The organism is Streptomyces sp. NPDC101194 (assembly GCF_044767885.1).
Classification (GTDB): domain Bacteria; phylum Actinomycetota; class Actinomycetes; order Streptomycetales; family Streptomycetaceae; genus Streptomyces.
Genome location: NZ_JBIWOS010000002.1, coordinates 1046012 through 1059597, shown reverse-complemented (window position 1 = coordinate 1059597; position 13586 = coordinate 1046012). Strand labels below are relative to the sequence as shown.

Annotated in this window: 14 protein-coding genes; 7 read left to right on the top strand and 7 right to left on the bottom strand. The window is 70.8% G+C overall.

Annotation, left to right across the window (positions count from 1 at the left end; genetic code table 11):
* Positions 1-257 precede the first annotated feature (257 nt).
* Positions 258-1373, top strand: a complete 1116-nt coding sequence (locus ACIRP2_RS11535) for a magnesium and cobalt transport protein CorA (protein ID WP_376282862.1) — start codon at positions 258-260, stop codon at positions 1371-1373.
* A gap of 12 nt (positions 1374-1385) precedes the next feature.
* Entirely contained in the window at positions 1386-1907 is a 522-nt protein-coding gene (locus ACIRP2_RS11530) for a hypothetical protein (RefSeq protein WP_404248847.1), read from the top strand.
* A gap of 134 nt (positions 1908-2041) precedes the next feature.
* Here the strand turns inward: ACIRP2_RS11530 and ACIRP2_RS11525 are convergent, their stop codons facing one another.
* Positions 2042-2806, bottom strand: a complete 765-nt coding sequence (locus ACIRP2_RS11525) for a hypothetical protein (protein WP_404248845.1) — start codon at positions 2804-2806, stop codon at positions 2042-2044.
* 203 nt (positions 2807-3009) lie between these two features.
* Between ACIRP2_RS11525 and ACIRP2_RS11520 the strand changes: the two genes are divergently transcribed.
* The 3 genes from ACIRP2_RS11520 (at position 3010) to ACIRP2_RS11510 (ending at position 6060) form a co-directional block, all read left to right on the top strand.
* On the top strand, positions 3010-4284 hold the full coding sequence (locus tag ACIRP2_RS11520) for a magnesium transporter MgtE N-terminal domain-containing protein (protein WP_404248843.1): 1275 nt from the start codon (positions 3010-3012) through the stop codon (positions 4282-4284).
* Positions 4274-4831, top strand: coding sequence for a DUF1003 domain-containing protein (locus ACIRP2_RS11515; protein ID WP_404248841.1), 558 nt, complete (start codon positions 4274-4276; stop codon positions 4829-4831). Before ACIRP2_RS11520 ends, ACIRP2_RS11515 begins: the two co-directional genes overlap by 11 nt.
* A gap of 95 nt (positions 4832-4926) precedes the next feature.
* Positions 4927-6060, top strand: a complete 1134-nt coding sequence (locus tag ACIRP2_RS11510; RefSeq protein WP_404248839.1) for an Mrp/NBP35 family ATP-binding protein — start codon at positions 4927-4929, stop codon at positions 6058-6060.
* A gap of 178 nt (positions 6061-6238) precedes the next feature.
* Here ACIRP2_RS11510 and ACIRP2_RS11505 read toward each other — a convergent pair whose 3' ends face one another.
* The 5 genes from ACIRP2_RS11505 to sigE all read right to left on the bottom strand — a co-directional run bounded on the left by ACIRP2_RS11505 (position 6239) and on the right by sigE (position 11229).
* The gene (locus tag ACIRP2_RS11505) at positions 6239-6898 is read right to left on the bottom strand and encodes a hypothetical protein (RefSeq protein WP_404248837.1); all 660 of its coding nucleotides are present in this window, start codon (positions 6896-6898) and stop codon (positions 6239-6241) included.
* Between the two features lie 118 nt (positions 6899-7016).
* Positions 7017-7502: a sec-independent translocase gene (locus ACIRP2_RS11500; protein ID WP_404248835.1), complete on the bottom strand. Its 486-nt coding sequence runs from the start codon at positions 7500-7502 to the stop codon at positions 7017-7019.
* A gap of 99 nt (positions 7503-7601) precedes the next feature.
* On the bottom strand, positions 7602-9350 hold the full coding sequence (locus ACIRP2_RS11495) for a trypsin-like peptidase domain-containing protein (RefSeq protein ID WP_404248833.1): 1749 nt from the start codon (positions 9348-9350) through the stop codon (positions 7602-7604).
* 110 nt (positions 9351-9460) lie between these two features.
* Positions 9461-10471 (bottom strand): zf-HC2 domain-containing protein, encoded by a 1011-nt coding sequence (locus ACIRP2_RS11490; RefSeq protein WP_404248831.1) that lies wholly within the window; start codon positions 10469-10471, stop codon positions 9461-9463.
* Entirely contained in the window at positions 10468-11229 is a 762-nt protein-coding gene (gene sigE / locus ACIRP2_RS11485) for an RNA polymerase sigma factor SigE (protein WP_351075563.1), read from the bottom strand. Before sigE ends, ACIRP2_RS11490 begins: the two co-directional genes overlap by 4 nt.
* Positions 11230-11411: 182 nt before the next feature.
* On the opposite strand from sigE, the gene ACIRP2_RS11480 reads away from it, so the two are divergent.
* Positions 11412-12077, top strand: coding sequence for an O-methyltransferase (locus ACIRP2_RS11480; protein ID WP_351075565.1), 666 nt, complete (start codon positions 11412-11414; stop codon positions 12075-12077).
* Positions 12078-12272: 195 nt separating this feature from the next.
* Here the strand turns inward: ACIRP2_RS11480 and ACIRP2_RS11475 are convergent, their stop codons facing one another.
* On the bottom strand, positions 12273-12440 hold the full coding sequence (locus tag ACIRP2_RS11475; protein ID WP_003966491.1) for a DUF3117 domain-containing protein: 168 nt from the start codon (positions 12438-12440) through the stop codon (positions 12273-12275).
* 313 nt (positions 12441-12753) lie between these two features.
* Here ACIRP2_RS11475 and ACIRP2_RS11470 point away from each other — a divergent pair, with 313 nt between their 5' ends.
* Complete coding sequence (locus ACIRP2_RS11470; protein WP_404248828.1) at positions 12754-13566, top strand: enoyl-CoA hydratase/isomerase family protein; 813 nt, start codon at positions 12754-12756, stop codon at positions 13564-13566.
* Positions 13567-13586: the final 20 nt, after the last annotated feature.

Sequence of the window (13586 nt, the reverse complement as noted above, 5' to 3'; positions counted from 1 at the left end):
TGGGGCTGCCATGGATCGAAGTCGACCGTGCAGTACCAACCGCTCTTCCGCACCTCACCTCTCTTCGGTGATCTGAAGCCTTCTCGGTCAAGGCCCATGGCATTGCGCACGACGGAAGAGCACTTCCCTTTTGCCTGTCTGTAGCGAACGCCGTCATCGCGCCGCCGCGGTGCCGCCCGCTTTGCGGACGTGAGCACACGTCCCCATTCCGGGCTGTTCCACGTGCCCGACGACGGCCCTCCGTGAAGGAGCCAGCCATGTCGATGATCCGCGACCTGCGCGCCGCCGTGCGCCCGTCCCTGCGCAAGAGCAATGCCCTGCACAACAGTTACGACACCACCCGGGACCCGTCCGTCTCCAGCGCGGTGGTCGACTGCGCGGTCTATCGCGACGGACGGCGCCTGGAGAGCGGCACCTGCCGCACGCCGCACGAGGCGATGCTCCAGGTGCGCGAGGAGGGCGGCTTCGCCTGGATCGGACTACACGAGCCGACCGAGGAGGAATTCGCCGGGATCGCCCGGGAGTTCGGACTCCACCCGCTCGCCGTCGAGGACGCGGTCCACGCCCACCAGCGGCCGAAGCTGGAGCGGTACGACGACACGCTCTTCACCGTCTTCAAGACCATCCACTACGTCGAGCACACCGAGCTCACCGCGAGCAGCGAGGTCGTCGAGACCGGCGAGGTGATGTGCTTCACCGGCCGGGACTTCGTCATCACCGTGCGGCACGGCGGCCACGGCTCGCTGCGCGCGCTGCGGCACCGGCTGCAGGACGACCCCGAGCTGCTCGCCAAGGGACCCTCCGCGGTCCTGCACTCCATCGCCGACCATGTCGTCGACGGCTACATCGCGGTGGCGGGCGCGGTCCAGGACGACATCGACGAGGTGGAGATCGAGGTCTTCTCCACCCCGGCGAAGGGCAGCCCGCGCGGCTCCGACGCCGGCCGGATCTACCAGCTCAAGCGTGAGGTCCTGGAGTTCAAGCGGGCCGTGTCGCCGCTGCTGCGGCCGATGCAGCTGCTGAGCGAGCGGCCGATGCGGCTGATCGACCCCGACATCCAGAAGTACTTCCGTGACGTCGCCGACCACCTGGCGCGGGTGCACGAGGAGGTCATCGGCTTCGACGAACTGCTGAACTCGATCCTCCAGGCCAGCCTCGCGCAGGCCACCGTCGCGCAGAACGAGGACATGCGCAAGATCACGTCCTGGGCGGCGATCGTCGCCGTCCCGACGATGATCTGCGGTGTCTACGGCATGAACTTCAAGCACATGCCCGAGCTGGGCTGGCGGTACGGCTACCCGATGGTGCTGGGGGTCATCGGGGTGGTGTGCTTCTCCATCCACCGCACGCTCAAGCGCAACGGCTGGCTCTAATAGAGTTCGGGTATGACTGCTGCTGCCGCCGACGTGCCGCTGGGCCGGGCTCTCGTCGAGGAGGCCACCAAGAAGTCCGGCCTCATCTGGGTACGGGGCACCGGGCCCGCGCGGGCACTGTGGCACGTGTGGCACGAAGGCGCGGCGCATCTGGTCGGCGACGGCCCCGGCGAGCAGCCGCTCCCGGCCGGTCTCATCGACGGTTCCGCCGCCGAGGTGACCGTACGCAGCAAGGACAAAGGCGGCCGGCTGGTGGCCTGGACGGCCGCCGTGGCGGAGCTCGCACCGCACTCCGAGGAGTGGGAGGCCGCGGTCGCCGAACTCAAGGGCAAGCGGCTGAACGCACCGGACGCCGAGCGGATGACGGAGCGGTGGGCGCGCGAGTGCCGGGTGCTGCGGCTGACGCCCGGCGCATTCCGGACGGAGCTTCCGGACGGCTCACTGGCCGCGGCGCCCCTGCCGACGTCCGCGACCACGCGACGACCGGTACCGGCCGGGCTGCCGCGGCTGCTGAAGCGGGGACGCAAGGGCTGACCCGGGTCCGGCGGGGCGGCACAGGGATCCGGGCCCACAGTGGCTCGGGGTGGTGACCGGTGCCGGGCACGACCGGTCGGGCCGGAGCCGAGCACCTGATCCGTACGGTCTGCCCGGGCATCGCCCGGTCGGCCTCAGGACGACGTCTTGGGCAGCTGCTGCCCGTAGTCGACCGTGTCCTCCTTCGCCGGGGCCTGGAGCGGGAAGTCCTTGCCCCAGTCCGAGAGCGTCACGATCCCCCCGCCGGCGGCGCGCGCGAACCGCAGCGGATACGGCGTGCCCTCCAGCGAGACGTCGAGCATGCCGCCCTCGCCCTCGGCGCCCGTGATCTGAATGGTCCGGGTCGGCCCGACCGTCCCGCGGTCGCCCTTGTCGAGGGTGCCGTGCAGCGTGAGCAACCCGTCGAGCAGGGTCTTCTTGTCGGTGAAGCCGCGCAGCTGCTTGTACGTGGGGTCGCCCTCGGGCACCTTCACGTACTTGTCCCGGAGCTTGTCCGCGGCGGCCCCGCCCGCCTGGGTGTCGGCGCCGGGCTTCTCGTCGTGGCTCCAGAACCCCGAGTCCGCCTTGAGGTAGAGATCGTCACCGATCCGCAGCAGCTCGAAGGTGCTGTCCTTCGAGACGACGGAGCCGGTGCCGCCCTTCTCCCTGAGCTGCATGTCGAGCTGGTACGTGCCGCCCTTGCTGACCAGCTTCCCGGCGAGGCGCACCGCGTCGGCCGAGTCCGCGGCGGTCTGCGCCTTCTTCTCGATCTCCGCGGCGGTGAGTCTGCCGACCCCGTTGGTCCCCTTGTCCGGGTCCTCGCCCCCGCACGCCGCGAGGGCGGCGGTCAGTCCCGCACAGAGCGCAACGGCGAGGACGGTCCGGCGTCGGGCCCGGACGGGCGGAACGGAAGAGGTCACGGGCGCACTGCCTCTCATCTGCACGGCGTGGGTGGCAGACCGCAGCGTACCCGTGCCGTTCATGCCTTCCGGCAGGGAGCCGTACGGACGGGTCCGCCGGGGCGGCCCGGAGCGGTACGGGCTAGCCTGATCCCGTCATAACGGTTCATTAGCCGTCAAACAGACCGGACAGGGAAGTCGTACACGGAAGAAGGAGGCGCACCATGGCGGCAGGCGCCCCCCGGGTCTTCGTCTCGCATCTCGCCGGTGTCCCGGTCTTCGACCCCAACGGCGATCAGGTGGGCCGCGTCCGCGACCTGGTCGCGATGCTGCGGGTCGGTGGCCGACCGCCCCGGCTGCTCGGCCTGGTCGTGGAAATGCTCAGCCGCCGCCGGATCTTCCTCCCGATCACCCGGGTCACGGGGATCGAGTCCGGTCAGGTCATCACCACCGGCGTGGTCAACATGCGGCGCTTCGAACAGCGGCCCACCGAACGCCTGGTGCTGGGCGAATTCCTCGACCGGCGCGTACGTCTCGTGGAGACCGGCGAGGAGGTCACCGTCCTCGACGTCGCCATCCAGCAGCTCCCGGCCCGCCGCGACTGGGAGATCGACAAGTACTTCGTACGCAAGGGCAAGGGCGGGGCGCTGCGGCGCAGGGCCGAGACCCTGACGGTCGAATGGTCGGCGGTCAGCGGATTCTCACTGGAGGAGGACGGGCAGGGCGCCGAATCACTGGTCGCCACGTTCGAGCAGCTCCGGCCGACCGACGTGGCCAACGCGCTGCACCATCTGTCGCCGAAGCGCCGGGCCGAGGTCGCCGCCGCGCTCGACGACGACCGGCTCGCCGACGTCCTGGAGGAGCTTCCGGAGGACGACCAGGTGGAGATCATCGGCAAACTCAAGGAGGAGCGCGCCGCCGATGTCCTGGAGGCCATGGACCCGGACGACGCGGCCGATCTGCTGTCCGGACTCCCCGAGGAGGACAAGGAGCGTCTGCTGACCCTGATGCGGCCGGACGACGCGGCGGACGTGCGGCGCCTCATGTCGTACGAGGAGCGGACCGCGGGCGGTCTGATGACCACCGAGCCGATCATTCTGCGCCCGGACGCGACGGTCGCCGACGCGCTCGCACGGGTCCGGCAGGCCGATCTGTCCCCGGCGCTCGCCGCCCAGGTGTACGTGTGCCGCTCCCCCGACGAGACGCCGACCGGCAAGTACCTGGGCACGGTGCACTTCCAGCGGCTGCTGCGGGATCCGCCGTACGCCCTGGTCAGCTCGATCGTCGACAGCGATCTCGTCCCCCTCGCACCGGACACTCCGCTGCCGGCCGTGACGAGCTATCTGGCCGCGTACAACCTGGTCTCCGTGCCGGTGGTGGACGAGAGCGGTTCGCTGCTCGGCGCGGTGACCGTCGACGACGTGCTCGACCACCTGCTGCCCGAGGACTGGCGGGAGACGGACTTCCACGGCGAGGAGGAGGCCGCCCGTGGCCGGTGAGGACCGCGCGAAAGGGGCGTCCACGGGTGCCTCGGGCATCGCGCGCCCGCCCCGTTACCGGCTGGACCAGCCGAAGGCACCACGTCGGCGGCTGCTGCCCGAGTACGACCCCGAGTCGTTCGGCCGGCTCTCCGAACGGATCGCCCGATTCCTGGGCACCTGGCGCTTCATCGCCTGGATGACGCTGGTCATCATCGTCTGGGTGGTGTGGAACGCCTTCGCGCCCGTGGAGTGGCGGTTCGACGGGTACCCGTTCATCTTCCTGACGCTGATCCTGTCGCTCCAGGCCTCGTACGCGGCCCCGCTGATCCTGCTCGCGCAGAACCGGCAGGCCGACCGCGACCGGGTCACCTACGAGCAGGACCGCAAGCAGAACGAGCGCTCCATCGCGGACACCGAGTACCTCACCCGCGAGATCGCCGCACTGCGGATGGGCCTCGGCGAGGTCGCCACGCGCGACTGGATCCGCTCCGAGCTGGAGGACCTCATGAGAGACCTGGGGGATCGGCACTCCATGCTCCCGGCCGAGAACGACGAGGACCACTGACGGGGTTACTCGCGCGTAGCGTGAAGCGCCGTACGCCCTCCCGCCGCCCGCACCGCCCTTTCAACGAGCGCTCCGCGCACCCGTACTATCAATGTATGGCTACGGAAGACGCGGTGCTTGAAGCGCTGGCGACGGTGAACGACCCGGAGATCCACCGCCCGATCACCGAACTCGGCATGGTGAAGTCGGTCGAGATCGGTGCCGACGGTGTGGTTGCCGTCACGGTCTATCTCACGGTCTCAGGCTGTCCGATGCGCGAGACGATCACCAAGAGCGTGACCGACGCGGTGGCGAAGGTCGAAGGCGTCACCCGTGTCGACGTCGCGCTCGACGTGATGAGCGACGAACAGCGCAAGGAACTCGCGTCCTCGCTGCGCGGCGGCACGGCGGAGCGTGAGGTGCCGTTCGCCAGGCCCGGCTCGCTGACCCGGGTCTACGCGGTCGCGTCCGGCAAGGGCGGCGTCGGCAAGTCGTCGGTCACCGTGAACCTGGCGGCCGCGATGGCGGCCGACGGCCTCAAGGTCGGTGTCGTGGACGCGGACATCTACGGGCACAGCGTGCCCCGGATGCTCGGCGCGGACGGCAAGCCGACCCAGGTCGAAAACATGATCATGCCGCCGTCCGCGCACGGCGTGAAGGTCATCTCCATCGGTATGTTCACCCCGGGCAACGCCCCGGTGGTGTGGCGCGGACCGATGCTGCACCGAGCACTCCAGCAGTTCCTCGCCGATGTGTACTGGGGCGACCTGGACGTCCTGCTGCTCGACCTGCCGCCGGGCACCGGTGACATCGCGATCTCGGTGGCGCAGCTGGTGCCGAACGCCGAGATCCTGGTCGTCACGACCCCGCAGCAGGCTGCGGCCGAGGTGGCCGAGCGGGCCGGTTCGATCGCCGTGCAGACGCACCAGAAGATCGTCGGCGTCGTCGAGAACATGTCGGGACTGCCCTGCCCGCACTGCGGCGAGATGGTCGACGTGTTCGGCACCGGAGGCGGCCAGAAGGTCGCCGAGGGACTGACCAGGACGGTCGGCGCCCAGGTGCCGGTGCTCGGCTCCATCCCGATCGACGTACGACTGCGCGAGGGCGGCGACGAGGGCAAGCCGGTCGTCCTGTCCGACCCCGACTCCCCGGCCGGCAAGGCGCTCCGCACCATCGCGGACAAGCTGGGAGGCCGTCAGCGCGGCCTGTCCGGCATGTCGCTGGGGATCACCCCGCGCAACAAGTTCTGAGCCGTGTCGAGGGCTGGGGGACGGCGGCCGTCCCCCAGCCCCGGCCGGTGGTCCCGGGCCGGTGGTGCGTCCTCGCCCGCCGGACGGGCTCGCTCCTCGGGCCCGTCCGGGAACGGCAACGAAGTCGGGGGCGGGGAGGCGACCGGACGAGACCGGTCATTCGCCCCGCCGCCCGGCCCTACGCGTACGTCGTGATGTCGCCGACCACCGAGAAGCCCAGCCCGTACGCGCTCATCCCCCGCCCGTACGCCCCGATGTGCACCCCGCCGTGCGCCGACCCCGCCAGCACCCAGCCGAACTCGGACTCGCGGTAGTGGAACGGCACGGGGACGCCGTCCACCGGCAGCGACAGCACCGACCACGCGGGGCCGTCCAGATCGTCGGCGAGCTCGAACGCCGTCTCCGTCTGCTGGGCCAGCCAGTCATCACGCAGTGAGTGATCCATCTGCGGGGGCCATGTGCAGGCCAGCAGACCGGACCCGGCCAGCCAGGCCGCGGAGGAGACCGTGGTCGCGTCCAGCACCCCCGTACCGTCACCGCTGTGCCGCACGGGGCTGCTGGCCACCGTCACGACGACGGCGAATCGTTGTTTCTCGGCACCGCCGTCGGCCCGTACCGACGGCTCGTCACCGTGCCCGATGGAGCCGTGCTGCACCGTGCCGTCCGCGGCGGTGCCCACCTGCATCAGCCGACGCGGGCCGGCGAACGCGTCGTCCAGTGCGTACCAGGGAAACGGAGCGGCCAGATAGCCGTCGACAGTACGCCGGGCCGCCGGCATCCCCTCCGCGGTGGCTGTGTCCGGCGCGCCTTCCGCGCCCACCCGACTGGTCGTCTCCATCTGCCCGGCCGCCTCCTCGATCCCTGGGGTCCGGAGCGGCCCGCCCCCCACGGGCGTCCTCACAACCGGACAGATGGAGAATAGCCATACCGTCCGGACGAGTCGGGATTGACTGCGGTCAGGTGGCGTCGGCGTCGAACGGCGGGCGGTCGTCCTTCGCGGGCTGTTCACGCTTCTTGAGCAGGTCCGGAGTGCCGGCGGAACCGTTGGCGGCGATGCTCGCCGGGCCGCTCGACACGCCGCCGCGGGAGCCCTCGGACTCCACGGCGGCGCTCTCCTTGCCGTTCACCGCGTCCGTGACCTCTGCCAGGTCCTTGCGCAGGTCGAAGCTCTCGCGGATCTCCTTCAGCCCCAGGTCGTCGCTGCCGTCCATGAGCTGCTTGCGGACGAACGTCTTGGGGTTGAGGTCCTCGAACTCGAAGTCCTTGAACTCCGGGCCGAGCTCCGTACGGATGTCCTCCTTGGCGCTCTCGGAGAACTCGCGGATCTTGCGGATGAAGCGCGAGGCGTCCTGGATGACCTTGGGCAGCTTGTCCGGGCCGAAGATCAGTACGCCCAGGACCGCGAGCGTCACCAGCTCCAGTGGGCCTATGTCATTGAACACCCTGTTGCTCCTCGTGTTCTCCGAGACCAGGTCGGTTGTGGTCCGGACCCGGCCCACGGTACCGGTCGAAACTACCCGCGCGGTAGCGTCCCGTGGCTGTCACGTGCCGGTTGCGGAGCCGAGCGTCAAAGAGATGGACAGGTCTTTACCACCACGGGTCAAGGCGAGGTCCAGACGGTCGCCGGGCCGGTGGGCGCGGATCTTCACGATCAGCTCCTCGCCACTGTGCACCCGCTGACCGTCGACCGCGGTGATGACGTCCCCCGACTTGATCCCGGCCTTGGCCCCGGGCCCGTCGGGCACCACCGCGGGCTTGCCGGCAGCGCCCTTCACGCCGACCTTGGCACCGTCGCCGGTGTACTTCATGTCCAAGGTAACGCCGATCACCGGGTGGGTGGCCTTCCCGGTGTTGATCAGCTCCTCGGCGACGCGCTTGCCCTGGTTGATCGGAATGGCGAAGCCGAGACCGATGGACCCGGCCTGCCCGCCCTCGGTGCTCGAACCGTTGTCGGCGGCGCGGATGGCGCTGTTGATGCCTATGACATGGGCGTCGGTGTCGACGAGCGGGCCGCCGGAGTTGCCCGGGTTGATCGGGGCATCGGTCTGCAGCGCGTCGACATAGCTGATGTCGCTGCCGTCGCCCTTCTCGCCGCCCGCGGTGATCGGCCGGTCCTTGGCGCTGATGATGCCGGAGGTCACCGTGTTGGAGAGGTCGAAGGGGGCGCCGATGGCCACCACCGGGTCACCGACCTGCACATTGTCGGAGTTGCCCAGCGGCAGCGGCTTGAGGCCGGTGACGCCGGTGACCTTGACCACGGCGAGGTCGTAGCCGCTGTCCTTGCCGACGACCTCGGCCCGTGCGGTCTCGCCGCCGCTGAACGTCACGGTGATCTCGCCGGAGGACCCGGCCGGGGCGACGACGTGGTTGTTGGTGAGGATGTGGCCGCGGTTGTCGAGAACGAATCCGGTGCCGGTGCCGGACTCGGTCGTCCCGCTGACGTGGAGGGTCACCACGCTGGGCAGGGCACTGGCGGCGATGCCCGCGACGCTGTCGGGGGCCCGGCCGCCGCTGTTCCGGCCGGCCTGCGGAAGCTCGACCCGGGTGAGACCGCCGTTGCGCTCGACGTAGGAGCCGATGCCTCCGCCGATGCCACCGGCCACCAGCGCGAGCAGCACCGCACCGATGAGGAGGGAACCCCGGCGGCTCTTCTTCCGGCCGTTGTCGGCCCCGAGCGGCGGACCCGGATTGGTCAGCGGCTGCCGGGGCGCACCCCAGGGGTCGTACTGGAGCCACTGCGTCGACTGGGGCTGCTGGGGCTGGAGCACGGGCTGCGCACCCTGGGGATGCTGAGGCGGTGAGTGCTGGGGCGGGGGTGTGAAACCCGAGGCGGCAGCGGTGGCGTTGGAAACGCCCGCCCCGTTCGTCGCCGCGTACTGCGGGGGTACGGGGGTGCCGTGCGCCGGGGTCGGGACCGGTCGCTGCACGGGCGGCGCGGGCGCCCAGGGGCCGGGTCCGCCGTACGGCGGGGTGCTGTACTCATCGGGCTCGTGCAGGGGCGCGGGCCGCGCGGGCGGTACGGATGCCACGGGCTCGACAGCCTGCGGCCGTCCCGTCGACTCGGCGGCCGGGGGCCGCGACGCCGGTTCGGCCGCCGGCGGCTGGAGCGGCGCGTCGGGCGCCGGCTCCCGTGTCCCGCTCGCCGGGTCCGTCACATCGGCCGTCGTATCGGCCGTGGGCGACGCGTCCTCGACGGAGGACGGCTCCTCCGGCGTCGTGCGGGCGGTACGTCCCGGCGCGGGCCGGCTCCACCACTTCGCCTTCGGCCCGGTGGACTTCCCGTCTTCCATGCTCTCCCCGCAACTGCCGCGACTGGCCTGTGCACGCCCCGGCAGGGGCGTCCCTCCCGGAATTCCTCCCGGAATTCAACCAGGTTTGCGAAGGTCTGCGCAGACCCCGGTCAGCGCCGGGAGGAAAGCGGAAGTCCGCGATCGGCGGGGGTGGGGAGGGCGGAGGCCGTCGGAGGCGTCCAGGACGGCTGCGCGGAGGGCGACGGGGGCGGTGGGGCGAGTCTTCCGAGCACTCGGGCGAAGAGCGGGGAGGTACCGGTCGGACGTATCAGCGGCGGCGCGGACACATTGGTCAGGACCGGAACCGCGAAGGTGCTCTCCGTGAGGATCCCGGAAGTGAGCAGCGCGGCGTCGGCGGAGGGCGCGGCCGGTGTGACCTCCGGCACGGGCGGCGGTCCGGCGGCGGCGATCGAGCGGTCGCCCGCCTCCGTCGCGGCGAGCGTGCCCTGGCCGCCACCGCCGCGACGGCTCGCGGAGCCGGTGTTCTCACCGCGGGAAGCCGTGTCGAGCGGGGTCACCGTGTTTCCGGTGCCCGCGGCCCGCGCCGGGGGACTGGAACCCGCGCCCGTCTGCAGGGCGCCGCCCAGCGCGATGGCCGCCAGCGACACGGCGCCGGCGGCTGCGAAGGCGAATCTCCGGCCGCGCCACGGCGAACGGTCCCCCTCGCGGCCCACCTCATGGATCCGGAAGCCCGAACGGGAGGAACCACCCGGCAGTACGGCGGCCGATCCGTGCGGGTCCGGGAGGAAGCCGAGACCGCCCAGGGGCGAGTCGCCCGGCGACTCCGTGCGGCTGCCGGACGGCTGGATCACGGGGAAGAGCCCGTCGGCGAAGCGCCCGGAGCCGCCGAATGGTCTTCCCTGGCGGTCGTCGTCACCCCCCGGTCCCCCGGGAAGGCCCTGCAGCCGGGCGAGGAACCCCTCGGACGGCGAGGGTGGGGGCGACTGGGCGAAGACGCTCTTCAGGCGGCGCTGGGCGGCAGCCTCGGCCTTGCACTTGGCACAGGTCGCGAGATGCGCGAGCACGCGCTCGCGGGCGTCGTGTTTCAGTTCGCCGTCGACAAGCGCGGCGAGTCGGTCCCCCAGGTGCTGCTCCGCAGGGGTCGGACTTGTGCCACTCACGCCGTTCCGCCCTCCCCTGCCAGGATCGCGCCCGCCAGCGAGCGCTGCTCGGCACGGGCCTCGGGCGAACGGTGCCGCAGCGCCTTGCGCAGGTGCGAGCGACCGCGGTGGATGCGGCTGCGCACGGTGCCGAGCTTCACGCCCAGCGTCGCGGCGATCTCCTCGTACGAGAGGCCCTCGATGTCACAGAGCACGACGGCGGCACGGAATTCGGGCGCGAGGGTGTCCAGCGCCTGCTGCACGTCCGCGTCGAAGTGGGTGTCGTTGAAGACCTGCTGCGGGGACGGCTCGCGGCTCGGCAGCCGCTCGGCGGCGTCGTCGCCGAGCGAGTCGAAGCGGATCCGCTGCTTACGGCGGACCATGTCCAGGAACAGATTGGTCGTGATGCGGTGCAGCCAGCCCTCGAAGGTGCCCGGCGTATAGGTCGACAACGACCGGAACACGCGGACGAAGACCTCCTGGGTGAGATCCTCCGCGTCGTGCTGGTTGCCCGTCAGCCTGTAGGCAAGGCGGTAGACGCGGCCGCTGTGCGTGCTGACGATCTCTTCCCATGAGGGTGGCGTCCACGCCTGGGAATCCGCATCCGAGGCGAACGTCGCGGTCGTTGCGGAGTCGTTGGAAGAACGGTCAGCAATGTTGGTCACGGATTTCGGCTCACCCGCCGACCTGAGGAAGCGCCGCAGCACTCCTCCCCGATCCACAGGCGCAGCCGCACCTCCCCTATCGGCTCTGGTGGTGTCCAGTGGAGCCCCTACCATAGCCACCTCGCCCGTTAGCTCCGGATAAGCCTTTTTCCTGCTGGGGCCGGGGATCGCCCCGGGTACCGCCGGCCCATGGATCCCGGACCCGATCCGCGGGCCGATTCCATGCGCTTTCCCCTGCCCCTGCACAACGCCTGGTCCCATCAGCGGGTTCCCGGGTGCAGCGGATACAGTCACCGTTGCGCCAACTACGGGGACAGGAGAGGGTCATTACCGCCAACCGGCAGACGAGCTGGGCGTTCGCCGACGCCTTTGTCGCCGAGGACGAAGCATTGCGCTGGGCCCGGGACCGGGCACGGGAGGCAGGGCTTCGCTCGGTGTCGCCAGGTACCGGCGCCGCGCTGCGCTTGCTCGCTGCCACGACGGACGCCAAAGCGGTGGCCGAAATCGGCACCGGGACGGGCGTGTCCGGACTCTATCTGCTGCACGGCATGCGGCCCGACGGGGTGCTGACCACGGTCGATCCGGAGCCCGAGCGCCAGCAGTTCGCCCGTGAGGCGTTCCGGGCCGCGGGGTTCGCCACCAACCGGGCCCGCTTCATTCCCGGCCGCGCCCTGGACGTGCTGCCACGGCTCGCGGACGGTGGGTACGACCTGGTGTTCTGCGACGGCGACCGGCTGGAGAGCCTCGACTGTCTCGCTGAATCGTTGCGCCTGCTGCGGCCGGGCGGCCTGGTCTGTTTCGAGGGCATGTTCGCCGACGGCCGTACGGTCGATTCCGCGGCACAGCCGGCGGAGGTGCTGCGGCTGCGGGAGCTGTTGCGCGCGGTGCGGGAGAGCCAAGAGCTGATGGCGACACTGCTGCCGGTGGGCGACGGGCTGCTGTGTGCGGTGCGGCGGGGCTGAGGGGGCGGCGGGGCCGAGCGGGGCGGGGCCCGTCCCGCGCCCGGGGCTTCCGGGCGCGTCGTCCGACGCCGGGCCGGCCCGCTTGCACCACGACGTTCCGGCCGCCGGACGGGCCCTGCCACGTCGGGCGTGAACGCATCACTGCCCCGGCACGGACACCGTGCCGGGGCAGTGATGAAGTGTGGGCGCCTCTGCTCAGCCGACGACCTTCTTGAGGGCGTCGCCGAGTGCATCGGCCTCGTCCGGGGTCAGCTCCACGACAAGCCGACCGCCGCCTTCGAGCGGAACGCGCATGACAATGCCCCGCCCCTCCTTTGTCACCTCGAGCGGGCCGTCGCCCGTCCGCGGCTTCATGGCCGCCATGCTCGTTCCCCTTCCTGAAACCAGCTCATCGCAACCGGCGGCCCCATGACAGGCGCTGTGTCACCGGCATCGAACACATTGCTTCCAGGCCATTATCCCGCATCACAGACCCCGATGACCAACATCGGTCTGCATCGCTTACGCAACGCGCTTTCTCAAAACCACCCAATTCGGCGATCCAGCTGCGATACTCCGTCCCCTTCACCCCTCCATGGGGGCGCAATTGTTAGACGCAGGTCACATGTCCGCTCGCGTCCGGGTCGGCCATGCTTGCGTGGACAGGCATTGCCCGAGGCGCAGAAGGGACAGCGAAATGGCCGACCGGATGGCGGACAGCGTGCTCTACGAGGTGAGCGAGGGGCTCGCGACGATCACGATCAACCGTCCCGACGCGATGAACGCCATGAACACCGCGGCCAAGGTGGCGCTGCGGGACGCACTGCGGTCCGCGGCCGCCGACCCCGACGTACGGGCCGTTCTGCTCACCGCGACGGGGCGTGCCTTCTGCGTCGGCCAGGACCTGAAGGAGCACATCGGCAAGCTCGACGAGGCCCGCGAGTCCGGCGGCGGCAATGCGCTGAGCACCGTGCGGGAGCACTACAACCCGATCGTGCGGGCCATCACCGAGATGCCCAAGCCGGTGGTCGCCGGGGTGAACGGTGTCGCGGCCGGGGCCGGTTTCGGGTTCGCGCTCGCCTGCGACTACCGGGTGGTCGCCGACACCGCCTCGTTCAACACGTCCTTCGTCGGGGTGGCCCTCACCGCCGACTCGGGCGTCTCCTGGACGCTGCCCCGGCTGATCGGGCAGAGCCGCGCCGCGGACCTGCTGTTCTTCCCGCGCTCGATCTCCGCGCAGGACGCCCACGAGCTGGGCATCGCGAACAAGCTCGTGCCCGCCGCCGAGCTGGCCGCCGAGGCGACGGCAGTGGCCCGCGCCCTGGCGTCCGGTCCCACGGTGGCGTACGCCTCGCTCAAGGAGTCCCTGGCCCACGGCGTCACTCACACGCTGGGCGAGGCACTGGAGAAGGAGGACGAGCTCCAGACGAGGGCGGGCGCTTCCGAGGACCACGCGATCGCGGTGCGGGCTTTCCTGAACAAGGAGAAGCCGAAGTACCTCGGCCGGTAGCCACGGGGCGGTCCGGCCCC

What these genes read in the sequence shown, in the direction of transcription:
- ACIRP2_RS11535 (WP_376282862.1), top strand. Translation starts at nt 258, where the DNA reads ATGTCGATGATCCGCGACCTGCGCGCCGCCGTGCGCCCGTCCCTGCGC.
- ACIRP2_RS11530 (WP_404248847.1), top strand. Translation starts at nt 1,386, where the DNA reads ATGACTGCTGCTGCCGCCGACGTGCCGCTGGGCCGGGCTCTCGTCGAG.
- ACIRP2_RS11520 (WP_404248843.1), top strand. Translation starts at nt 3,010, where the DNA reads ATGGCGGCAGGCGCCCCCCGGGTCTTCGTCTCGCATCTCGCCGGTGTC.
- ACIRP2_RS11510 (WP_404248839.1), top strand. Translation starts at nt 4,927, where the DNA reads ATGGCTACGGAAGACGCGGTGCTTGAAGCGCTGGCGACGGTGAACGAC.
- ACIRP2_RS11505 (WP_404248837.1), bottom strand. Translation starts at nt 6,898, where the DNA reads ATGGAGACGACCAGTCGGGTGGGCGCGGAAGGCGCGCCGGACACAGCC.
- ACIRP2_RS11495 (WP_404248833.1), bottom strand. Translation starts at nt 9,350, where the DNA reads ATGGAAGACGGGAAGTCCACCGGGCCGAAGGCGAAGTGGTGGAGCCGG.
- sigE (WP_351075563.1), bottom strand. Translation starts at nt 11,229, where the DNA reads ATGGTAGGGGCTCCACTGGACACCACCAGAGCCGATAGGGGAGGTGCG.
- ACIRP2_RS11475 (WP_003966491.1), bottom strand. Translation starts at nt 12,440, where the DNA reads ATGGCGGCCATGAAGCCGCGGACGGGCGACGGCCCGCTCGAGGTGACA.
- ACIRP2_RS11470 (WP_404248828.1), top strand. Translation starts at nt 12,754, where the DNA reads ATGGCCGACCGGATGGCGGACAGCGTGCTCTACGAGGTGAGCGAGGGG.